18 protein-coding genes are annotated in these 23224 nt (G+C 65.3%); 11 read left to right on the top strand and 7 right to left on the bottom strand.

Translation table 11 applies throughout. The annotated features are described in order from the left end of the window. The first annotated feature begins 184 nt into the window (after positions 1-184). The 3 genes from DDA93_RS09280 (at position 185) to sufU (ending at position 3522) form a co-directional block, all read left to right on the top strand. Positions 185-1681, top strand: coding sequence for a sugar transferase (locus tag DDA93_RS09280; protein ID WP_084442942.1), 1497 nt, complete (start codon positions 185-187; stop codon positions 1679-1681). A 90-nt stretch (positions 1682-1771) separates the two neighbouring features. Next, entirely contained in the window at positions 1772-3070 is a 1299-nt protein-coding gene (locus DDA93_RS09275; protein ID WP_116778598.1) for a SufS family cysteine desulfurase, read from the top strand. Beyond that, the gene (gene sufU / locus DDA93_RS09270; RefSeq protein ID WP_116778597.1) at positions 3070-3522 is read left to right on the top strand and encodes a Fe-S cluster assembly sulfur transfer protein SufU; all 453 of its coding nucleotides are present in this window, start codon (positions 3070-3072) and stop codon (positions 3520-3522) included. Before DDA93_RS09275 ends, sufU begins: the two co-directional genes overlap by 1 nt. A 3-nt stretch (positions 3523-3525) precedes the next feature. Here sufU and nhaA read toward each other — a convergent pair whose 3' ends face one another. Genes nhaA through DDA93_RS09255 form a run of 3 tightly spaced genes read right to left on the bottom strand, consistent with a single transcriptional unit; the run spans position 3526 to position 5639 of the window. Beyond that, positions 3526-4881, bottom strand: a complete 1356-nt coding sequence (nhaA, locus tag DDA93_RS09265; RefSeq protein WP_116778596.1) for a Na+/H+ antiporter NhaA — start codon at positions 4879-4881, stop codon at positions 3526-3528. A gap of 20 nt (positions 4882-4901) precedes the next feature. Beyond that, complete coding sequence (locus DDA93_RS09260) at positions 4902-5123, bottom strand: hypothetical protein (protein WP_019483606.1); 222 nt, start codon at positions 5121-5123, stop codon at positions 4902-4904. 18 nt (positions 5124-5141) lie between these two features. Further along, positions 5142-5639 carry a DUF2505 domain-containing protein gene (locus DDA93_RS09255; protein ID WP_024477523.1) on the bottom strand — a complete coding sequence of 166 codons (498 nt, stop codon included), beginning with the start codon at positions 5637-5639 and terminating at the stop codon, positions 5142-5144. 168 nt (positions 5640-5807) lie between these two features. On the opposite strand from DDA93_RS09255, the gene mfd reads away from it, so the two are divergent. From mfd to DDA93_RS09235, 4 genes are all read left to right on the top strand, one after another. Further along, positions 5808-9476: a transcription-repair coupling factor gene (gene mfd / locus DDA93_RS09250; RefSeq protein WP_207771332.1), complete on the top strand. Its 3669-nt coding sequence runs from the start codon at positions 5808-5810 to the stop codon at positions 9474-9476. 221 nt (positions 9477-9697) lie between these two features. After that, entirely contained in the window at positions 9698-10717 is a 1020-nt protein-coding gene (gene deoC, locus DDA93_RS09245; protein WP_116778595.1) for a deoxyribose-phosphate aldolase, read from the top strand. Positions 10718-10726: 9 nt separating this feature from the next. Beyond that, a complete protein-coding gene (locus tag DDA93_RS09240) occupies positions 10727-12226 on the top strand; it encodes an aldehyde dehydrogenase family protein (protein WP_024477521.1) in 1500 nt (499 codons plus the stop codon). Further along, the gene (locus tag DDA93_RS09235; protein ID WP_116778594.1) at positions 12223-13101 is read left to right on the top strand and encodes an aldehyde dehydrogenase family protein; all 879 of its coding nucleotides are present in this window, start codon (positions 12223-12225) and stop codon (positions 13099-13101) included. The genes DDA93_RS09240 and DDA93_RS09235 overlap by 4 nt, the downstream gene beginning before the upstream one ends. Positions 13102-13206: 105 nt before the next feature. On the opposite strand, the gene DDA93_RS09230 is transcribed toward DDA93_RS09235, so the two are convergent. The 3 genes from DDA93_RS09230 to DDA93_RS09220 form a co-directional block, all read right to left on the bottom strand. Then, positions 13207-13482 carry a hypothetical protein gene (locus DDA93_RS09230; protein ID WP_019483600.1) on the bottom strand — a complete coding sequence of 92 codons (276 nt, stop codon included), beginning with the start codon at positions 13480-13482 and terminating at the stop codon, positions 13207-13209. Positions 13483-13626: 144 nt separating this feature from the next. Further along, positions 13627-15363 (bottom strand): phospho-sugar mutase, encoded by a 1737-nt coding sequence (locus DDA93_RS09225; protein WP_116778593.1) that lies wholly within the window; start codon positions 15361-15363, stop codon positions 13627-13629. 26 nt (positions 15364-15389) lie between these two features. Next, positions 15390-16193, bottom strand: coding sequence for a purine-nucleoside phosphorylase (locus tag DDA93_RS09220; protein ID WP_026041184.1), 804 nt, complete (start codon positions 16191-16193; stop codon positions 15390-15392). Positions 16194-16320: 127 nt separating this feature from the next. Here DDA93_RS09220 and DDA93_RS09215 point away from each other — a divergent pair, with 127 nt between their 5' ends. From DDA93_RS09215 to DDA93_RS09200, 4 genes are all read left to right on the top strand, one after another. Next, positions 16321-17721, top strand: a complete 1401-nt coding sequence (locus DDA93_RS09215; protein ID WP_024477516.1) for an NAD(P)H-quinone dehydrogenase — start codon at positions 16321-16323, stop codon at positions 17719-17721. A gap of 179 nt (positions 17722-17900) precedes the next feature. Next, the gene (locus DDA93_RS09210) at positions 17901-19313 is read left to right on the top strand and encodes an MFS transporter (RefSeq protein WP_024477515.1); all 1413 of its coding nucleotides are present in this window, start codon (positions 17901-17903) and stop codon (positions 19311-19313) included. A 127-nt stretch (positions 19314-19440) separates the two neighbouring features. Further along, on the top strand, positions 19441-20757 hold the full coding sequence (locus tag DDA93_RS09205) for a serine/threonine-protein kinase (protein WP_116778592.1): 1317 nt from the start codon (positions 19441-19443) through the stop codon (positions 20755-20757). After that, positions 20754-21341, top strand: coding sequence for a hypothetical protein (locus DDA93_RS09200; RefSeq protein ID WP_116778591.1), 588 nt, complete (start codon positions 20754-20756; stop codon positions 21339-21341). Before DDA93_RS09205 ends, DDA93_RS09200 begins: the two co-directional genes overlap by 4 nt. 21 nt (positions 21342-21362) lie before the next feature. Here the strand turns inward: DDA93_RS09200 and DDA93_RS09195 are convergent, their stop codons facing one another. Next, on the bottom strand, positions 21363-23159 hold the full coding sequence (locus DDA93_RS09195; protein WP_116778590.1) for a biotin carboxylase N-terminal domain-containing protein: 1797 nt from the start codon (positions 23157-23159) through the stop codon (positions 21363-21365). Between the last annotated feature and the right edge of the window lie 65 nt (positions 23160-23224).

The raw sequence follows: 23224 nt of genomic DNA, 5'->3' as shown, positions 1-23224 counted from the left end.
CCCCTCTGGACGTGGGCGCAAGATCGACGGACGGAAGTTGGCTGTCATCTTGGTTCACGTCCCCTACAAGCGGAGCCGGCGGCGTCGGAGCCTTCTGAGACCAAGGCTCGTCCCCAGCCGTCGTCGGCTCCTTGTACCAATCGGGTTTGGCGTGTCAGCCCCCGATACTCGACGGCGGCGTGAGATGTTCCAGGCTAAAGGGCAAACGCTAAGTTTTCCATTTCCCTCATCAACTCGGGGGCGACGAGTTCGTCCGGCAACGGTCTCTGGCTTGCCGTGGCGCCGGCGCTACCAACTATCGCTTCGTGTTACCGACACAGTCACCATCGTAGCCACGGTCCTCCTGAGTACCGATTGGATTCTAAAAGCCACATCCAGCGATTCGGCCTATACGCAGACCATCACGTTTGCCATCGCTGTCAGCATCGGATGGCTGGTCATGATGTCGATGTTCCGGACTCGGGATCCACGGTTAATTGGAGTTGGTGCAGCCGAGTACAAGCGAGTTGTCCAGGCGAGCGCTGCCACCTTCAGCTGGATGGCTGTCGTCGTGATCCTCTCAGGAGGTGACAATTTTCGTTACTACCTACTCGTTACCTTTCCTGCCGGGTTACTAGGACTATTGGGCAGTCGTTGGATCTGGCGAAAATGGCTGACCCGTCAGCGTCAATATGGCATGTTTCTTTCCAAAGTTGTCGTGGTAGGGCGCAACGACGATGTCCAGTACGTAGTCAAGCAGTTATCGAAGAAGACCGGGGCGGTCTACGAAGTGGTAGGGGCAGTCCTGGAAGGCAAAAGCCGTTCACATACTGTTCTGGCTGGCGATCGGTTTGTTCCGGTTGTCTACGGATTGAGTAACGTCGAGCACTCAGTCGCAAAGACTGGGGCTGACGCCGTTATTGTTGCTGGGCATCTGCACAAGGGAAGCAAATATATCCGAGAACTCGGCTGGAGGCTGGAACGCTCCTCCACAGAGCTGGTTCTCGCTTCAACCTTGACTAACGTAGCTGGTCCCCGGATTCAGATGAGGCCGGTGGAGGGATTGCCGCTCATGCATGTTGAGATGCCCCAGTTCACAGGTGGGCGTCACGTCGTTAAGCGCTTGATGGACGTGGTCCTATCCGGGCTCGCTCTCATCGTACTGGCACCCGTTTTTATCGTGGTTGCGCTGCTGATTCGTCGCGATAGCCCTGGCCCGGTTTTCTTCAAGCAAGAACGAGTGGGACGGGGATCGGGCCGGTTTCCCATGTACAAGTTTCGTTCGATGGTAGTCACAGCTGAAGCGGATCTTGCCGCGCTACGGGATCGCAACGAAGGAAATGGCGTGCTTTTCAAGATGCGCCATGACCCGCGGGTTACTAAGGTTGGCGGGTGGTTGCGCAAGTACTCAATAGATGAGCTCCCACAGCTTTACAACGTCCTCAGAGGGGATATGGCCCTGGTTGGGCCACGGCCACCCTTGGCGAGCGAAGTGTCCGGTTACGATGGACATACACATCGACGTCTTCTCATTAAGCCGGGTCTGACAGGCCTGTGGCAGATCAGCGGACGGTCCGATCTCGACTGGGCCGAGAGTGTTCGTCTGGACCTCTACTACGTAGAGAACTGGTCGGTGACGGGGGACTTCATGATTATGTGGCGTACCTTTAAGGTCATGATTCGGCCGGTCGGTGCATATTAGAATTTTCCCTGCAAGACGTTCAGAAGATCTTCGGTAGTGTGCTGTCGGGCGTAGAGTGAATGAGCCCAGCAACAACCGAGGAGGGCCCGCTTGTCCATTCCGTCAGCTCCGCACCACCCGTTGACCGACACCGAGGTGAGGCGGATCCGCAACGATTTCCCCATTCTGGACACCCAGGTCAATTCTCGGCCATTGATCTACCTGGATACGGGGGCGACCTCGCAAAACCCGATCACCGTGCTCGAGGCTGAGCAGGAATTCTACGAGCAGCGCAATGCGGCGGTACACAGGGGAGCCCACTCCCTCGCAGTTGACGCCACCGACGCCTTCGAGGCTGCCCGTGACACCATCGCCGCTTTCGTTGGCGCGGCGGTGGACGAGATCGTCTGGACCTCCAACGCCACGGAGGCTATCAACCTGGTGGCCTACTCTTTCTCGAACGCCTCGGCGGGTCGTGGCGGATCTGCGGCTGCGCGCTTCGTCATCGGTCCAGGCGACGAAATTGTTGTCACCGAGATGGAGCATCACGCCAACCTCGTTCCGTGGCAGGAGTTGGCAGCCCGCACCGGTGCCACGCTCCGGTACATCCCGGTTGACGACGACGGCGCGCTTCGCCTGGACGAGGCGGCGACCATCATCGACCAGGCCACCGCAATCGTCGCCTTCACCCACGCCTCCAACGTGCTGGGCACCATCAACCCCGTCGCGGAGCTGGTGGCCCTGGCGCAGCAGCATGGGGCGCTGACCGTCCTCGACGCGTGCCAGTCGGTGCCGCACCTGCCGGTCGACGTGCACGCGCTCGACATCGATTTCATGGCCTTCTCCGGGCACAAGATGCTGGGTCCCACCGGGATCGGCGCCCTTTACGGGCGAGCCGAACTGCTCAACGCGATGCCGCCCTTCCTGACCGGGGGATCCATGATCACCACGGTCACCATGGAACGGGCCGAGTACCTTCCCGCACCTGCACGGTTCGAAGCCGGCACCCAGCGGATCTCTCAGGCCATCGCCCTGGCGGCGGCGGCAAACTACCTTACCGAAACTGGCATGCAGCGCATCCAACAATGGGAAGAGACACTCGGCAAACAACTGGTCGACGGACTGAGCCAGCTGCCCGGGATCAGGGTCCTCGGACCGGCCGCCGGTGTGCAACGGATTGGGTTGGCGGCGTTCGACGTCGACGGCGTCCACGCCCACGACGTCGGCCAGTACCTGGATCATCAGGGCATCGCCGTGCGGGTGGGGCACCACTGCGCCCAGCCGTTGCACCGTCGGCTCGGCCTGACCGCGACCACCCGCGCCAGCACCTACCTTTACAACACCAGCGATGAAGTGGATGCCTTCCTGGCAGCCGTAGCCGGTGTGCGCCCGTTCTTTGGAGTCAAATAATGTCCGATGACCTGCAGCAGCTCTATCAACAGATCATCCTTGATCATGCCAAGGAGCGGCACGGTGCCGGGCTGTTGGAGCACGACGGCGTCGGGACCCTCGGAGAGTCCCACCAGCTGAACCCGGTATGCGGAGATGAGATTACCCTGCGAGCCATCCTCGCGGACGGAGTGCTGACCAGCGTCAGTTGGGACGGCGCCGGCTGCGCCATTTCGATGTCCTCGGCCTCGGTTATGACCGATTTGATGCAGGGTCTGGGCCGCGACGAGGTGATGGATCTGGTGGACGAGTTCAGGACCGTCATGCGCTCGCGCGGACGGGTCACACCCAACGAGGAAGTGCTCGGGGACGCGGCAGCCCTCGCCGGAGTCTCCCGCTATCCGGCCCGCGTCAAGTGCGCGATGCTGGCCTGGGTGGCGCTCGAAGAAGCGCTGCTCGCCGCGAACCGGTAACAGCTACTGGCGGTTCCGGTCCTCGAACAGGTCGGGGACGCCGTCGTCGTTGGCGTCGATTTGTTCGGCTTCCACGACCCGGCGGTAGTGCTTGTTCCGGCTGCGAAGGATCACCGAGGCGGCCAGCGCAGCAATCACCGAGGCGCACAGGATGGCCACCTTCGCGTGATCGTTGTGCTCTGATCCCTGCTCGAAGCTCAGGTCGTTGACCAGGAGCGACACCGTGAAGCCCACCCCAGCGAGCAACCCGACGCCGAGCAGGTCAATCCACCGCAGGTCGGGGTCGAGGTTCGCCCGGGTGGTTTTGGTCAGGGCGAACGTGGTCAACAGGATGCCGACCGGTTTACCCAGCACCAGCCCGGCAACGATCCCCAGCGTCACCGTGTCCCCGATCGCTGACATCAACCCCTCGGGCCCTCCGACGGCGACTCCGGCAGAGAAGAAAGCGAATACGGGCACCGCAAAGCCGGTGGACAGTGGACGGAACCGGTGTTCAAAAATCTCCGCGAGCCCAGGTTTGTTGGGGCGCGGCAGTTTGATGGTGCCGTCCTTGGTCTTACGCAGCACTGGAACCAGGAACCCCAGCAGGACGCCGGCAACGGTCGCATGGACTCCAGAGGCATGCATCAGGATCCACGTTGCCACACCGATCGGCAGGAGGATCAGCCAGGCGGCGGGGGTGTGCCGGCCGAAATACTTGGGATTCTTCTGGGCCAGGAAACCAAACAGGGCCAGCGGGACCAGCATGAACAGCAGGTAGGTGAACTCCACGTCGTCCGAGTAGAAGAACGCAATAATCCCGATCGCCATCAGGTCATCGACCACGGCGAGGGTAAGCAGAAAGACCCGCAACGCACTGGGAAGGTGGGAACTGATTACCGCCAGCACCGCCAGGGCGAACGCAATATCGGTGGCCGTGGGGATAGCCCACCCCCTGAGCGACTCGGGGGAGGACAGGTTGATCGCCACGTAGAAGAGGGCCGGTACCAGGACGCCGCCGGCAGCGGCGGTCACCGGAACCACGGCCCGGCTGAACTTTCTGAGGTCTCCCGCGACGAACTCGCGCTTAAGCTCGAGACCCACCAGAAAGAAGAAGATCGCGAGTAGACCGTCTGCGGCCCACGCGCCAACGCTCAGCCGAAGGTGCCACGGCTCATAGCCGAACTCGAAGTCCCGGATTGCGAAGTAGCTGGCTGATGCTGGGGAGTTGGCCCAGACCAGTGCCACGACTGCTGCAATGAGCAACAGGATGCCGCCAACAGTTTCCTTGCGGAGAATCTCACTGATTCGCTGGTACTCGGGATAGCTCGACCGCCCGAGGACCTGTTTGGGGGGTTGAGGTTCCTGGTTATTGCTCACTTTTCGACCTATCCAACTGCTTAGCTAACCAGGGTGCGGATGCCGATCACCAGGGTGGCAAGGCCCAGGATCATTGAGGTGCTGATCAGCATGAAATGGACCTTGAGGAAACGGGTCGGGGCTCCCCGCTCGTCTTTCGAACGGGGGTCCTTGAAGATTCGCCGGAGGAAGGGTGGCCAGACGATCAAGGTCCAGACGCCGCTAAGAATGAGAATCAGGGCTAAAGGGGTGGGGAGTGACACGGGTTTTTCCTTCTCTGCCTAGCGGCGTTCAAGCCATTTGCTGGCTTCGGAGGCCTGAAGGTTAAGGGCTTTACCGATCATCGGCTCTGCCGCCGAGGCGATCTTCGCTCCCATGAATGGAATCGAAGAGCTCACGGTGCCGGTCAGCTCCACCCGGGTGGCCGCGTCGACGGCGACGAGGCGCTGCTCGGCGTCGACGGTGAGCGGAACGCCGGCGACGGTCATGGTGATCTTGGCAACACGTGACCCATCGGGCAGGGGCGCTGCCCACTGTTCGGTCTGCGTGACGGTAAGGCTGTCGCCGACAAACTTACGCGCCATCTCCGGGAGCCGCTTTGTGGGGAGGGTCCGCACAGCGGTCAGGGTGAAGGCAGCCGCTGTGTCACCGTCGACCGTCACTGATTTCAGGGTGCCGCCGACGTGCTCGCTGACATGCTTCAGGAAGGCCTCGTCGGTGAAGACGCCGGTCACTGTGGCAGCGTCGTAGGGCAGGGTGGTTGAGGCGTTCAGTGCCAAGGGATCCTCCGAAGTTGAAAGGCGTTTTGCGTCCCACCCATCCTAAGGCCTGATCGGGCGCCACGGTCGGCCCGCAGGGTAGGCTTGGGGTATCCCCGGAATTCGACAGAATTTCGGGCTTTTGTGCTGGGTAGGACCGACCTGGGAGTCCCCAGCACCTGAAACTTTATGACCGAATATTTGCTGGAACTGACGGATCCTGTAGGAGAACCTTTGAGCCTGAACGGACTGCGCGCCGCACTGATCGAGGACACGTCCTTCGCCCGGGTGCGGATGAACGCATCACACGGCAGCAGCGAGCGAAACACCGATCTGCAGATCGGTGCGCCCGCCGGGCTGCGGGCTGCGCTCCTCGCCGAGATGGTGGACGGACTCGAGGCGTCGGTTGACTCCAGGCCAGCCGGCGACGACGCCCGGTCACCAGTGGTCCTGGCAGTGACAGCCACCGGCCGGGAAGCGGAGGACCTGGCGGCCGCGCTCAGGAGCTACCTGCCGGCGTCGGACATTGAGGAGTTCCCCAGTTGGGAAACCCTGCCGCATGAACGGTTGTCACCCCGCTCCGACACCGTTGGTCGTCGACTCTCGGTGCTGCGCCGCCTCGCCCATCCTGAGGGTCAACCCGTACGGATCATGGTCGCTCCCATCCGGGCTGTGGTGCAGCCACTGGTCGCTGGTCTCGGTGAACTGTTGCCCGTCACCCTGACCGTCGGGCAGGACGCGGCGTTCACCGACGTGGTCAGGGCGCTCTCCGACGCAGCCTATGCCCGGGTGGACATGGTCACCCACCGCGGTGAGTTCGCCGTCCGCGGCGGCATCATCGATGTGTTCCCGCCCACCGAGGACCACCCCATCCGGGTCGAGTTCTTCGGCGACGAGGTGGAGGCGATGCGCTGGTTCGCCGTCGCCGACCAGCGGTCACTGGTGCGGGAGGAAGACGGCAGCCCGGCCGCGTTGTTCGCGCCGCCCTGCCGCGAAATCCTCATCACCCCATCGGTGATGTCCCGGGCCGCCCTCCTGAAGCCCGATCTGCCGGCGGCGGCAGCCATGCTGGAAAAAATTGCCGGCGGAATTGCGGTCGAAGGGATGGAATCCCTGGCACCGGTCCTGGTGGACTCAATGGTGCCGCTGGTGGGCGAACTCCCGGCCGGGTCGATCGCCGTCGTGATCGAACCGGAAAAGGTGCGCACCCGCGCCCACGACCTCGCTGCGACCAATGAGGAGTTCCTTGAGGCGGCCTGGGCAACAGCGTCCGACGGCGGCGCCGCGCCGCTGGACCTGGGCGGCACCCTGGGGGCCGACCTCCAGACCGCCAGCTTCAGGTCGCTGACCGACACCCGGTCGGCGGCCCTGGCCAACGCCGTCGCCTGGTGGTCCATCACATCCTTCGGTTCCGACGATTCGCTGCAGGAGCTGTTGCCCGAAATTGACACGTTCACCGTGCACGCACGCGAGCCACGCGGCTACCAGGGCGATGTGGCGGAAATGATGGACTTCCTCGGCAAACGGGTCAGAGACCAGTGGCGGGTGGTGGTCGCCACCGAGGGCCCGGGTCCCGCCGCACGGCTGGCCGAACTGTTCCATGACCATGACATCCCGGCGGCCCGGGTGGACTCGCTCGATTCGCCGCCGCAGCCGGGCATCATCGAGATCACCACAGCCTCCGCCGGCCGCGGTTTCGTGCTGGACTCGCTCAAGCTCGGACTGCTGACCGAGGCGGACCTGTTGGGCAGGACCACCGCGTCCGGCACCCGTGACATGCGCAAGATGCCGTCGAAACGCCGCAACGCCGTCGACCCCCTGCAGCTGCGCGAGGGCGACTATGTGGTGCACGAACAGCACGGCGTCGCCCGATTCGTTGAACTCCTGCAGCGCGCCACCGGCGCCGGCCCCACGAAGACCATCCGCGAGTACCTGCTGCTCGAATACGCGCCGTCCAAACGTGGTGCCCCCGGGGACCGGCTGTTTGTCCCCACCGACCAGCTGGACCAGGTGACCCGGTACGTGGGCGGCGACGCCCCGGCGCTCAGCAAGATGGGTGGCTCCGACTGGGCCAGCACCAAGTCCAAGGCCCGGAAGGCGGTCAAGGAGATCGCCGGGGAGCTGATCCGGCTGTACTCGGCGCGGATGGCATCGCGCGGCTTCGCCTTTTCCACCGACACCCCGTGGCAGCGCGAGCTTGAAGAAGCCTTCCCGTACATCGAAACCCCGGACCAACTGACCACCATCAACGAGGTCAAGGCCGACATGGAACGCGAAGTGCCGATGGACCGTCTGGTCTCCGGCGACGTCGGCTACGGGAAAACCGAGATCGCCGTGCGGGCTGCGTTCAAAGCCGTCCAGGACGGCAAACAGGTGGCGGTCCTGGTGCCCACCACGCTGCTGGTGCAGCAGCACAATGAAACCTTCTCCGAACGGTTCTCAGGCTTCCCGGTGCGGGTCAAACCCCTGTCCCGGTTTCAGAGTGCCAAGGAATCCAGGGAAACGGTTGAGGGGATCGGCACGGGCGCCGTCGACGTCGTCATCGGCACCCACCGGCTGCTTTCGGACCAGGTGCGGTTCAAGGACCTGGGCCTGGTGATCGTTGACGAGGAGCAGCGCTTTGGCGTGGAGCACAAGGAAGCGCTGAAGAAAATGCGCACCAACGTGGACGTCCTCGCCATGAGTGCGACGCCGATCCCCAGGACGCTCGAAATGTCGCTGACCGGCATCCGGGAAACATCAACCCTCGCCACCCCGCCGGAAGAACGCCACCCGGTGCTCACCTATGTGGGTCCCTACACCGACAAGCAGACGTCGGCGGCGGTGCGCCGTGAGCTGATGCGCGAAGGCCAGGTGTTCTTCGTCCACAACCGGGTGTCCTCAATCGACCGGACCGCAGCGCACCTGAAAGAGCTGGTGCCGGAGGCCCGCGTCGCCGTCGCGCACGGCCAGATGAGCGAATCCCGCCTGGAACAAATCATTGTCGACTTCTGGGAGAAACGCTTCGACGTTCTGGTGTGCACCACCATCATCGAGACCGGCCTGGACATCTCCAACGCGAACACGCTGATTGTGGACCGGGCCGACAACTACGGCCTGTCCCAGTTGCACCAGCTCCGCGGCAGGGTGGGGCGCGGCCGGGAGCGGGCCTACGCCTACTTCCTTTACCCGTCGGAGAAGCCGCTCGGCGAGGTGGCTCTGGAGCGGTTGAAGGCCGTCGCGTCGCACAACGAACTCGGTGCCGGCATGCAGCTGGCCATGAAAGACCTCGAGATCCGCGGTGCTGGCAACATGCTCGGCGGCGAACAGTCCGGCCATATCCAGGGTGTTGGCTTCGATCTGTACATCAGGCTGGTCGGGGAGGCGGTTGCGGACTTCCGCGGTGAAGCCGAAGAGAAGACGGCCGAGATGAAGATCGAGCTGCCCGTCAACGCCCACCTGCCCCACGACTACGTGCCGGGGGAGCGGCTGCGCCTGGAGGCCTACCGCAAGCTGGCTTCCGCTGTGACGGACGAGGCAATCGACGGGGTGGTGGAGGAACTGGGCGACAGATACGGGGAGCCGCCCGCCCCGGTGGTCAACCTCATTGCGGTGGCCCGGTTCCGGGTGGCGGCGCGTGCCGCGGGCCTGACCGATGTGGCGCTGCAGGGAAACTTCATCAAGTTCGCCCCGGCCGTCCTGCCGGAATCGAAGGAGATGCGGCTCAAGCGCATGTATCCGGGGGCCTCGCTGAAACCGGCGCTGAACGCCGCGCTGATTCCGAAACCCAAATCCTCACCGGTGGGCGGACGGGACCTCGCCGACGCCGACATCCTCACCTGGGCCCAGAATGTGGTGCACGCGATCTTCACCGATTAGGCGTACCAGCGGGAAGGCCGGCGGCCAAGGCTGGCGACCGAGGCTGGCGGGCATCGCCGCGGACAGGGCGCGGTGGTAAAGTCGGACGCGACCATACGGGTATGACCTCCTGTCCCACAGCCCCTGGAAACCAGCCGTCAGCAGCGCTGCTGCGGGGACGATCTTCGCTGAGGGAACCGTCCCGCCATGGCACCGAATCAAAGTACGGAGAACACTCAACGATGGAAACTACTGCCACCGGGAGCACCGCGATCGCTCCCGCGTCACGTGCATTGGAAGTGATCGGCGGGGACCTGACGGAGAAGAGCCTGCGACGCTATCTGGAGGGCATTGCCGGCGTTGACGCGGTGGGCCTGGAAGCGCGCGCGGCGGCCCTCGGGACCCGGTCAATCAAGACGACGTCCAAGGCCTGGGCCCTGGACAAGATCATTTCCCTGATCGACCTGACCACTCTCGAAGGGTCAGACACCCCTGGCAAAGTCAGGTCGCTCGTCGCGAAGGCGTTGGTGCCCGACGCCGGCGATCTCTCCACCCCGCGGGTGGCCGCGGTGTGTGTGTATGGCGACATGGTGCCGTACGCGGTCGAGGCTCTGGGGAGGGCCCACGACGCCGACGCCCCGGGCCGTATCAATGTGGCTGCTGTTGCCACGGCGTTCCCGTCCGGGCGCGCGTCGCGGTCGGTGAAGCTCTCGGACACCGCGGACGCTGTCGCGGCGGGTGCGGACGAGATCGACATGGTCATTGACCGTGGCGCGTTCCTGTCGGGCCGGTATGGTCTGGTCTTCGACGAGATCGTTGCGGTGAAGGAGGCCTGCCGCCGCCCCGATGGTTCGTACGCGCATCTGAAGGTGATCCTGGAAACCGGTGAGCTGAATACGTACGACAACATCCGGCGTGCCTCGTGGCTGTCCATCCTGGCCGGCGGGGACTTCATCAAGACTTCCACCGGCAAGGTGGCCCCCGCGGCGACCCTCCCGGTGACGCTGTCCATGCTTGAAGTGGTCCGGGACTGGCACCGGCTGACCGGCGAAAAGATCGGTGTGAAGCCGGCCGGCGGGATCCGCACGTCGAAGGACGCCATCAAGTACCTGGTCACCGTCGCCGAGACCGTTGGAGAGGAATGGCTGGAGCCGGACCTGTTCCGCTTCGGCGCCTCAAGCCTGCTCAATGACTTGCTCCTGCAGCGTCAGAAGCTCACCAGCGGCAGCTACTCCGGCCCTGCCTACGTCACGATCGACTAAGGACTACCCATGACTTTTCTAGAGTACGCACCGGCCCCGGAGTCCACCTCCATCCTGGACCTCAAGAGCGAGTACGGCCTGTTCATCAACGGTGAGTTCGTCCCCGGCAACGGTGAGTCCTTCACCACGATCTCCCCGGCCACCGAGCAGAAGATCACCACCATCTCGTGCGCCAGCGAGGCCGACGTCGATACCGCCGTCGCTGCCGCCCGGCGGGCCTACGAGAAGACTTGGTCGAAGCTCTCCGGCACGGACCGGGGCAAGTACCTGTTCCGTATTGCCCGGCTGGTGCAGGAACGTTCCCGTGAACTGGCCGTCGCCGAAACCCTCGACAACGGCAAGCCGATCAAGGAAAGCCGCGACGTCGACGTTCCCCTGGTGGCCGCGTGGTTCTTCTACTATGCGGGCTGGGCCGACAAACTCGACCATGCAGGGCTGGGCCCGAACCCGCGTTCGCTGGGTGTGGCAGCCCAGGTGATCCCGTGGAACTTCCCGCTGCTGATGCTGGCGTGGAAGATTGCCCCGGCCCTGGCCGCCGGCAACACCGTGGTCCTCAAACCCGCCGAGACCACGTCCCTGACTGCCATGCTGTTCGCCGAAATCCTGCAGCAGGCCGACCTGCCGGCAGGTGTGGTCAACATTGTCACCGGCGCGGGGGCCACCGGCTCGGCCCTGGTGAACCATCCGGACGTCAACAAGGTGGCGTTCACGGGGTCCACCGCCGTCGGCCGGTCCATTGCCCGTTCGACTGCCGGGACCGGCAAGAAGCTCACCCTCGAACTCGGCGGCAAGGGCGCGAACATCGTGTTCGATGACGCCCCGATCGACCAGGCCATCGAAGGCATCGTCAACGGGATCTTCTTCAACCAGGGGCAGGTCTGCTGCGCCGGATCACGCCTGCTGGTGCAGGAATCGGTGCATGACGAAGTCGTCGAACGTCTCAAGGAGCGCTTGTCCACCCTGCGGGTAGGGGATCCGCTGGATAAGAACACTGACATTGGTGCCATTAACTCGGCGTCCCAGCTGGGCCGGATGCGTGAGCTCTCCGACATCGGCGAGCAGGAGGGCGCCACCCGGTGGAGCCCGGCGAGTAACCTGCCGCAGCAGGGCTTCTGGTTCCCGCCCACGATTTTCACGAACGTGTCCACCAGCCACCGCATCGCCCGGGACGAGATCTTCGGACCAGTGCTCTCGGTCCTGACGTTCCGCACCCCGACGGAGGCGATTGCGAAGGCCAACAACACCCCGTACGGTCTCTCCGCAGGGATCTGGTCGGACAAGGGCAGCCGGGTCCTCGCCGTCGCCGACAAGTTGCGTGCCGGGGTGGTCTGGGCCAACACGTTCAACAAGTTCGACCCCGCGTCGCCGTTCGGCGGCTACAAGGAATCCGGGTACGGCAGGGAAGGCGGCCGCCACGGACTCGGCGCCTACCTGGCCCCCGCGGCTGGGCCCAAGTCATCGGTCGTCTCAGCCATCATGAACAAGACCCCCCTGGGAGGCTCCAAATGAGCACTGCACGGCTAGGCGTACCCAAGACATACAAGCTTTACATTGGCGGCAAGTTCGTCCGCAGCGAATCGGGTCGGGTGTATGAGGTAGCAACCAGGAAGGGTGGCCCCATGTTGAACACGGTCAATGCCGCCAAGGGATCTCGCAAGGACGCGCGCGACGCCGTCACCGCCGCCCGCGCTGCCGTGAGCGGCTGGGCCGGAACCTCCGGGTACAACCGCGGCCAGGTGCTGTACCGGATCGCGGAGGTCCTGGACGGGCGCCGGGCGCAGTTCGCCGAGGAAATCGCCGCATCCGAAGGGGTCTCCGATACGGCGGCGGCCGCCCAGGTCGACGAAGCCATCGACCTGTGGGTCTGGTACGCCGGCTGGGCCGATAAATACGTGCAGGTGGCAGGTAATGCGAACCCGGTGTCGGGCCCGTACTTCAACCTGTCCACTCCCGAGCCCACCGGCGTCGTCGCGGTCATCGCACCGCAGGGCGTTGGCTCGCTGCTCGGGTTTGTCCGCGCCGTCGCGCCGGTGCTGGTCAGCGGGAACACCGTGGTGGTGCTGGGCAACGAGCGTGCACCGCTGGCGGCCCTGAGCCTCGGGGAAGTCCTTGCCACCTCCGACGTGCCCGCCGGCGTCGTGAACATCCTCAGCGGATCACCGGCCGAGATCGCCCCTTGGCTGGCCTCCCACGCCGACGTCAACGCCCTGGACCTGCTCGGTGCCGAGAACCTGGACTGGGTGGACCTGCAGATCGACGCGGCCGAAACCCTGAAACGGGTCCTCCCACCCGAGACCGGGCCCGACGCCGGAGCCCCCTCGATCGACCGGATCACGTTCTTCACCGAAACGAAGACCGTCTGGCACACCAAGGGTCTGCTCTAGCGGTCCCACCGCAAAAAAATTGGCGGACCTGCAGGGGAGTGGTTGCTCAACCACTCGTCTGCAGGTCCGCCACTTTTTATGGGTGGAAGCCGTGTATTTGGCCGGCTAGGCCTTGCGGTCGCCCTTGGCGAGGGTGGGGCCGGTATCGGAGCGTCCCAGGATGGACTGGGGAATCCAGAAGGCCAGGAAGAACAGCGTCAGGCAGACGGCGAAGGCCCAGACATTGTTTTGGTCGAAGAAGGCCAGGGAGCCGACGGCGCCGAGGAACAACACCATCATTACGGCGAATGTCACGAGGTTGTTGACCAGGTGGCCTTCGCCCGAGTGGGTGGGCTGCTTGCGCGGAGCGGTCCGCTCGGAGGACGTAGTGGTGTGTGACATGGAGTCTCCTCGAAATTGTGCAAAACGATACTGACTCAACCATAACTGGATTCAGCGCTCAGGGCGGCAGCGGCACCCAGACGGGTACCCGATAGCCCCGGTTCACCACGGTGGAGTCCAGTCACGCAGCGGTGTTCCCAGCGGTTAGAGCCCCAGGGACTCCTCCACATCGCGCAGGACCGCGTCCAGCCGGGCGCGGGCGGTCAGCTTCGCATCGTCGAGCTCGGCGGCCAACTCCACCGGTTCGATGACCTCCAGGTAGCACTTCAGCTTCGGCTCGGTGCCGCTGGGCCGGATGATCACCCGGGTGTCGTCCCGGGTCAGGTACAGCAGCCCATCGGTCGGCGGAAGCCCGGCGTAGCCGGTGAGGAGGTCCTGCACGACGTCCACTGCCGAGTCCGCGAAGGCCTGCGGGGGGTTTTCCCGCAACCGGTTCATCATGGCGTCCAACAGGCCAAGGCTGCCGACCCGGACCGAGAGCTGGTCGCTGGCGTGCAGCCCGTGCAGCAGTGCCAGGTCATCGAGCAGGTCAAACAGGGTCCGACCCTCGGCCTTGGTGGCCGCGGCAAGCTCGGCCAGGAGCAGCGCCGCGGAAATCCCGTCCTTGTCCCGGACCAGGTCGGGTGCCACGCAGTAGCCCAGCGCTTCCTCGTAGCCGTAAGCGAGCGACGGGACCCGGGAAATCCACTTGAATCCGGTCAGGGTTTCGGTGTGGGGGATCCCGGCGGTTGCGGTGATGCGGGAGAGTAGCCGCGAGGACACAATCGAGTTGGCGAAGACGGTCCCCGCAGCATGCTCACCGGTGTCCTGCGCCCGGCGCACGGCGAGGTGTTGCCCCAGCAGGGCCCCCGTCTCATCGCCGCGGAGCATCCGCCACTCACCGGTCGCCGGATCTTTGGCTGCTACTGCAACCCGATCGGCGTCCGGGTCGTTGGCCAGCACCAGGTCGGCGTCGTGAGCTAGAGCAGCAGCGATGGCAAGGTCGAGCGCGCCGGGCTCCTCGGGGTTGGGGAAGTCAACGGTGGGGAAGTCCGGGTCCGGGTCTGCCTGCTCGGCGACCACGTGGACGGTCCCGAATCCGGCGGCGGCCAGCACTTGCTGTGCGGTGGTGCCGCCTACCCCGTGCATCGGGGTCAGCACGATCGAGAGGTCCCGGTCCGGGAACCGCTCCCGATCCGCCAGTGCAACCACCGATGTGACATAGTCCTTGGCGATGCTCTCCGGCAGGACATTCCAGCCCTCGGCCGCCAGCAGGATGCTGCCGAGCTGGCCTACCGCTGCGATGCGGGCGGCGATCTCGGTGTCCTGCGGGGCCACGATCTGTGCCCCGCGGCCGGCGTCGTCGACGGCGCGGCCTCCCAGGTAGACCTTGTACCCGTTGTCCTGGGGTGGGTTGTGGCTTGCCGTGACCATCACCCCCACCTCACACTCCAGGGCGCGGACCGCGTAGGCGAGGACCGGCGTCGGCAGTTCGCTGGGCATCAGGAAGGTCTGGATGCCCGCGGCGGTGAAGATGGCAGCGGTTTCCTCGGCGAAGATCCGCGAGTTGTGGCGGGCATCGAAGCCGACGACGGCGCGCGGCACATACGCCCCCTCGGCGCTGCCAGTCACGTGGGCGGCCAGACCGGCGGCGGCGCGGCGAACCACGACCCGGTTCATCCGGTTCGGTCCGGCGCCCAGGGCGGCACGGAGTCCCGCAGTGCCGAAGAGCAGCGGTCCGCTGAAACGGTCCTGCAGGTCCTGGGTTGCGGCGGTACGGGTGTCGTCGTCGGCCACCTGCGCGAGCAGCGCCTCCAGCTCCGCGGTGGTGTGCGGATCGGGGTCCTCGGCCGCCCAGGTGCGTGCGGCTGCGAGAAGTGATTCGTGGTCGGCGTGCGTCATAGCTTTTTCATACCTTCGGTCAACTTCTAGAGCCGGCTGATGATGTCAGCCAGCAGGCGTGAGATGCGGGGTCCGGCCGCCGTGCCGGATTCGATCACTTCGGCGTGGCTCAGCGGTGCGGTGCTGATGCCGGCGGCCAGGTTGGTGACCAGGGAAATCCCGAACACCTCCATGCCAGCGTGGCGGGCGGCGATGGCCTCGAGTGCCGTCGACATGCCCACCAGGTCAGCACCGATCGTCCTGGCGTAACGCACCTCGGCGGGCGTCTCATAGTGCGGTCCGGTGAACTGCGCGTAGACGCCCTCGTCGAGGGACGGATCGACCTCGCGGGCGATTGTCCGGACCCGCGAGGAGTAGAGGTCGGTCAGGTCAACGAAGGTGGCGCCCTCGAGTGGTGACGTGGCGGTGAGGTTAAGGTGATCGCTGATCAGGACGGGGGTGCCCGGGGTCCACTTCTCCTGCAACCCGCCACACCCGTTGGTCAGCACCATGATCTTCGCCCCGGTAGCGGCGGCGGTGCGCACCCCGTGCACGACGGCCCGAACACCCTTGCCCTCGTAATAGTGGGTGCGGGAACCAACCACCAGGGCGCGTTTGCCCGACGTCGTCAGGACTGACCGCACGGTCCCGACGTGGCCCTCGACGGCGGGGGCCGAGAAGCCGGGGATGTCCGAGGCCTCGAGGGTGTGGGTGGTTTCGCCGATCAGGTTGGCTGATTCACCCCACCCCGAGCCCAGCACCAGGGCAATATCGTGGCGGTCGACGCCCGTCTGCGCGGCGATGTAATCGGCCGCGGCGCGGGCCAGGTCGAAAGGGTCGGTCGGCGTCATTGACGTGGGGTTCTCGATCACTGATCAAACTTACCCTCAGTTCCCCGCCCGCGGCCACCGCCGAGAGCGGGTGGCCGGGACGGGAATCGTTTGAGCGAGCGGCGGGGATAGGACAGAATGGACAGTTGTGACCAGCCAACTTGATTTCAGTGCCCTTCGAATAGCTATCCTGGGCGGCGGTCCCGGCGGGTATGAGGCGGCAATGGTCGCCGCGTCCCTCGGCGCCAGCGTCACTATCGTCGAACGACACGGGCTCGGTGGAGCGGCAGTGCTGACCGACGTCGTGCCCTCCAAGACACTCATCGCGACAGCCGACATCATGGCACGAGTGGCCTCGGCGCATGAACTGGGGGTGCGCTTCGAAAACACCGAGGCGGCCTACGCGGATCTCGGCCAGGTCAACGCGCGGCTCCTGAAACTTGCTGCCGAGCAGTCAGCCGATATCGCCCGCGCACTGGAGCGGGTGGGTGTGAAGATCCTCATCGGCGAAGGAAAGCTGCTGGACAACCACCGGCTTGAGGTCACCTCCGACGGTGAGGCCACAGTGGTCGAAGCCGACGCCATCCTCCTTTCCGTCGGTGCGCATCCCCGTGAACTGCCCACCGCCCAGCCCGACGGCGAGCGAATCTTCAACTGGACCCAGGTCTACACCCTCACCGAGGTACCTGAGCATCTCATTGTGGTTGGCTCGGGGGTCACGGGAGCCGAGTTCGCCTCAGCCTACGACGGCCTCGGATCGAAGGTCACCCTGATCTCCAGCCGGGACCGGGTACTCCCCGGAGAGGACGCCGACGCCGCCGAGGTGCTTGAGAACGTATTCACCAACCGCGGCATGACGGTGCTGTCGGAATGCCGGGCGCAGGGCGTGCAGCGGGTGGGCGACGGCGTCGTCGTTACGCTCTCCGACGGCCGGACCGTTGAGGGTAGCCACTGTCTGATCGCCGTCGGGTCAATCCCCAACACCGCGGGCATTGGGCTTGAGGACGCAGGGGTCCAGCTCACCGAGTCGGGCCACATCAAGGTCGACGGCGTCTCCCGCACCTCAGCCCCGAACGTGTACGCGGCGGGGGACTGCACAGGCGTGCTGGCGCTCGCCTCGGTGGCGGCGATGCAGGGCCGGATCGCCATGGCCCACCTGATGGGGGACAGTGTGACCCCGCTGAAACTGAAGCAGGTTGCTTCCAACATTTTCACGGCCCCCGAGATCGCGACGGTTGGCGTCTCCGAGGCGGACGTCGAGTCCGGCCGTTACCAGGGCGACGTCGTCAAGCTTTCGCTGCACACCAATGCCCGCGCGAAGATGATGAACGTCACTGACGGGTTTGTGAAAATCATCTCCCGCAAGGGGTCCGGAACGGTGATTGGCGGCGTCGTCGTCGGCCCCCGCGCCTCCGAGCTGATTTTTCCGCTGGCGCTCGCGGTGACCAAGAAGCTCCACGTTGACGATGTGGCCAACACCTTCACCGTCTACCCGTCGCTGACCGGCTCCATCTCTGAGGCTGCCCGGCGGCTGCACGTCCGACTCTAGGACTTTTCGGAAGTACGCGCCGGATCCGCCTGGGTGGGGTGCGGTGACCCAACCTTGGGTCACGCTGTCCACATGCTGGACAATTTTATCCACCTGCTGGACCTTGCTGGTCTGATAGATGCATTCACCCACCCTGTTCGAGGCGCCCACGCGCGCCCTAGTGAGAGAAAGCCGCAGACATGTCAACAACCCCGTCCGCCGTGGACGTCGGTGTAGCAAAGCCGAAAAACCCCAAGGGCCGCGTCATCTTCGCCAGCCTGATCGGCACCACCATCGAGTTCTATGACTTCTACATTTACGCCACGGCATCAGTGCTGGTCTTCCCTGCGCTTTTCTTCCCGGACGCCACCCCGGCGAACGCGATTCTGAGCTCCTTCGCCGTCTTCGGCGTCGCCTTCGTGGCCCGGCCACTCGGGTCGATCATCTTCGGTCACTACGGCGACCGGATCGGGCGGAAGGGGACGCTGGTCGCTTCCCTACTCACCATGGGTATTGCCACGTTCCTCATCGGTGTCCTGCCGACCGCCCAGGTGGACGGCTGGATCATTCTCGCGCCGGCGCTGCTGGTACTGCTGCGTTTCTTCCAGGGCCTCGCCCTCGGTGGTGAATGGAGCGGCGCTGCGCTGCTCGCCACCGAAAACGCGCCGAAGAACAAGCGCGCCGTCTACGGCACATTCCCGCAACTGGGTGCACCGATCGGCTTCATCCTCGCGAACCTCCTGTTCGTCTACCTCAACGCCACCCTCACCAACGAGGAGTTCCTCGACTGGGGCTGGCGGGTACCGTTCCTGCTCAGCGCGGTCCTGGTCATCGTTGGACTGTATGTCCGCCTCAAGCTCATCGAAAGCCACTCCTTCCAGCAGGTCAAGGACAAGGGCAAGGTCGTGAAACTGCCTCTCGCCAGCGTCTTCAAGCACCAGTGGCGGGCCCTGCTGCTCGGCACGTTCATCATGTTCGCCACCTACGTGCTGTTCTACCTGATGACCGCCTTCACGCTGACCTTCGGCACCACCCCGGCCTCGGTCGAGGACGCACGGGCGGCCGCCGAAGCTGCGGGTCGCGGGTTCGACGACGCCGCCGCTGAGGCCTTCGTGCCGGGACTGGGCATTGCGCGGGGAGACTTCCTGATGATGCTCATAATCGGTGTGGTGTTCTTCGGCATCTTCACCCTGGTGTCCGGCCCGCTTGCCGAGAAGTTCGGCCGCCGGAAGATGTTGATGGCCACCACCATCGGGATCGCGTTGTTTGGTTTCACCTGGGTTCCCTTGTTCGGTGCCGGCACGACCGGTGCGATGGCGCTGCTCATCATCGGTTTCATCCTGATGGGCCTCACCTTCGGACCCATGGCGGCCATCCTGCCGGAACTGTTCCCGGCGAACGTCAGGTACACCGGTTCCGCCGTTGCGTACAACATGTCGAGTGTCATCGGTGCTGCTCCGGCGTCGTTCGTTGCTATCGCCCTCTGGCAGCTCGCCGACGGCAGCACACTGCTGGTCGGTCTGTATCTGAGCGCGGCAGCAGTAGCGACGTTCATTGCGTTGTGGCTCAGCCGGGAAACCCGCGACCACGATTACGACAACAACGTCGCCTGACCCTTTCCCAACCCTTCACGACGGCGCGGTACCCACGGGTGCCGCGCCGTCGTCGTCGGCGGCTCCTGACGGGTGGGTGCAGGCTCCCACGTAGAATCGGACGGGAAATCAATCCAGCGGAGGAAGTATGAGTACCCAATCACTGGCTGACGGACGCTACCTCCTCGGTAGAGTGGTCGGCACCGGCGGGATGGCCGAGGTGTACCGGGCCCGTGACACGCGGCTCGGCAGGGACGTGGCGGTGAAGCTGTTCCGGTCCGCTGCAGCCGACGGCGTGTCCCGCGAATCGGACGAGGCCCGGCTCCTGGCGGGGCTCCACCACCCGGGACTGGTCCGGGTGCTCGATATGGATTCGTCCAGTACCTCGTCGGGGCCCACCTACCTGGTGATGGAACTGATCGAGGGCCCCGATCTGGGCGCGTTGCTCGCGGACGGTCCGCTACCCTCCGATGCGGTGCGGCTGGCAGGGTGGGACGTGGCGAGGACCTTGGCATACATCCACCAGCAGGGCATCCTGCATCGCGACATCAAGCCTTCCAACATCCTGACGCGGACCACGGATCCCGATAGCGGGGTCTTCGGCTACCTGCTCACCGACTTTGGCATCGCGCGCTTCTACGATGCCGCGCGGCAGACGGCCACCGGACAGACCATCGGCACGGCCGCCTACCTTAGCCCCGAACAAGCCCGCGGCGGAGCCATCGGCACTCCCACCGACATCTACTCCCTCGGGCTGGTCCTGCTGGAATCACTGACCGGTGCGCGCGCCTTTCCGGGGACCAGTCTCGAAACAGCGGTGGCTCGACTGCACCGACCGCCGGAGATCCCCGCCGCCCTCGGACCGAACTGGCAGTCGCTGCTGTCCCGGATGACCGCCGCTCACCCCGACGACCGGCCCACTGCCGGCGCCGTCGCCGCCGAATTCGCCCAGTGGCAGACCCCCGAACCGCACACCGAGGTGTTTACCACTGGGGGGCCCCACACCGAGGTGCTCACCACTGGGGGGCCCGCCGCGACCCGGTTCCAGCCCACCGTGCCCGACGAGCCAGGACACCAGCCCGAGCGGACCACGATCATGGCTGCCGCTCCGGCCGCGACCGAGGTGCAGCAGCAGGCTAGTGCGTCCCCGGGTGCCGACCAGGCAGCGTCCCGGCCCGCGACCCGGCCTGCGAACCCGCCTGCGACCCGGTCCCAGACCCGGCCCCGGCCAGCGACCCCGAATGCTGCCCCGACGGCGGCGCGACCCGCTGGTGCCAGCCGTCGACCGGGCCGACGGCGCCCATGGCTGATCGGCGTGTTTGCTGCTATCGCTGTGCTTGCCCTCGGCGTGGCAGCGGTGGTGGGTCTGAATCTGGCTGGGCAGGAGACCGTCGAAGAGCTACCGGCGGTGCCGGGCACCACTGGTGAATTGCTCCAGGAACTCTACGAAAGGGTGCAACCATGAGCCGGCGAGGATATCAATGGGCAGCAGGCGCGTCCCTCGGCGTCGCCCTGCTCCTGGCGGGGTGCGGCGCTCCCGAACTGGAGTCGGAGACGGCCGCCGCCTTCCAGGCCTCAGTGCGTGACATTGCGACGGCCGCTGCCGCCGGCGACCAGGCCGGCGCCACCCAGTTGGCCCTCGATCTCAGTCAGGCGGTCACCGTGGCGCAGGGGCAGGGCACCGTCAGCTCCGACCGCGCGGCGCAGATCACGTCAACTATCGATGAGTTGCTCCTTGCGATCACGGCCGAGGTTGGGCCAGCGGATCCCGCAGCGCCCGCAGCACCCACAGCGCCTGCAGCGCCCGTTCCGGAGCCCACCACAAACACGCCGTCGCCTTTACCCGAAACCCCGGCTGAAACGCCCGTCCCGCCGGTGAGTCCTCCATCGGGTGGCGACGATGAGGAGGAGAACGGGGACGACGCCGGTAGTGAGGATGACAAGGCGCAGCGGGAGGCTGAGCGGGAGCTTGAAAAACAGCAGCGTGAGCAGGAGAAGCTGGAGAAAGAGGCTGAACGAGAACAGGGACAGCCCGAAGACGACGGGTAGCCCAGCACGAGCGTGCGGCGGCTAGTCGGAGATCGCGGCGATGACCGCTCCGGCGGCCACCGTGTCGCCTGGCGAAGCACTCAATCCGGAGAGGGTGCCGGACCTGTGGGCGGTCAAAGGTTGCTCCATCTTCATGGCCTCAAGCACCACGATCAGGTCACCCTCCGCGACGAGGTCGCCGTCGGACACAGCCACCTTCACGATGGTGCCCTGCATGGGGGAGGTGAGGTCATCGCCGTCGGCCGCCGACGCCGAACCACCGCGGGCACGCAGCGCCTTCTTGGGCTTCCCGGCAGGGGACTGCCGGCCGGTACCGCCCAGCCCTGCGGGCAGGACGACCTCGAGGCGTTTGCCAGCCACCTCGACGGTGATCCGCTGGCGGGGGGCGTCGTCGTCGGACGCTGGATCGGCTGATTCCCCGGCGGACCACGGAGCAATGGTGTTGTCGAATTCGGTTTCGATCCAGCGGGTGTGAACCGTGAACGGCCCCTCGGAGGGTGCGAAGGCTGGGTCGGCAACGACGGCGGCGTGGAACGGGAGCACCGTCGGCATGCCGGTGACCTGCATCTCCGAGAGGGCGCGCCGTGCACGCTGCAGGGCCTGGGTGCGGGTGGCCCCGGTGACAATGAGCTTCGCCAGCATGGAGTCAAAGTTGCCGCCGATCACCTCACCGGCCTCGATGCCTGAATCCACCCGGATGCCGGGCCCGGTGGGGAGGGTGAGGGTCTGGACTGTGCCGGGGGCGGGCATGAAGTTCCGGCCCGCGTCCTCGCCGTTGATGCGGAACTCGAAGGAGTGGCCACGGACCTCGGGGTCGCCGTAGCCGAGGGCTTCGCCGCGGGCGAGCCGGAACTGCTCCCGGACCAGGTCGATGCCGGTGACTTCCTCGGAGACGGGGTGCTCCACCTGGAGCCGGGTATTGACCTCAAGGAAGGAGATGGTGCCGTCCTGGCCCACCAGGAACTCGCACGTCCCGGCGCCCTGGTAGCCGGCTTCCCGAAGGATGGCCTTGGACGCCTCGTAGAGCCGGCGGTTCTGGTCCGCGCTCAGGAACGGTGCGGGCGCTTCTTCGACCAGCTTCTGGTTGCGGCGCTGCAGCGAGCAATCGCGGGTGGAGACGACGACGACGTTCCCGTGGGCGTCGGCGAGGCACTGGGTTTCGACATGGCGGGGTGCGTCGAGGAACCGTTCGACGAAGCACTCGCCGCGGCCGAAGGCTGCGGTGGCTTCGCGGACTGCTGAATCGTAGGCTTCGGGAATGTCAGCAGCGTCGCGGACCACCTTGATGCCGCGGCCACCGCCGCCGAATGCCGCCTTGATCGCCAGGGGGAGCCCAAACTCGCTGGCGAAATCCTGGACTTCACGAACGGATTCAACCGGGTCCTTGGTGCCCGGCACCAAGGGTGCGCCGACCTTCTCGGCGATGTGGCGGGCTTTGACCTTGTCGCCGAGCTGGGAGATGGCGTCGGGGGAGGGCCCAATCCAGGTGATGCCAGCGTCGATCACCTGCCGGGCGAAGTCGGCGTTCTCGGAAAGGAAGCCATAGCCGGGGTGGATGGCGTCAGCGCCGCTGCGTTGGGCTGCTTCGAGGATCCGGTCCATCACCAGGTAGGACTCGGCCGCGGTGCTGCCACCCAGGCCATACGCTTCATCGGCAAGGCGGACGTGCAGTGCATCCCGGTCAGGGTCGGCGTAAACGGCAACCGAAATCAGGCCCTCATCGCGGGCCGCGCGGATGATGCGCACGGCAATCTCGCCGCGGTTGGCGATCAGGACCTTGGAAACGGGGTTTACTGCAGCGGAAAAGGACTCGCTCATGGTGTGGTCTGGCTCCTTCGTATCTGTTCGGAGCCTAGCGCCATATTGTTGTCTTTGCCCATAAT

The organism is Arthrobacter sp. Bz4, assembly GCF_003075455.1.
Lineage (GTDB): Bacteria > Actinomycetota > Actinomycetes > Actinomycetales > Micrococcaceae > Arthrobacter_D.
This window is presented reverse-complemented; position numbering and strand designations above follow the sequence as displayed.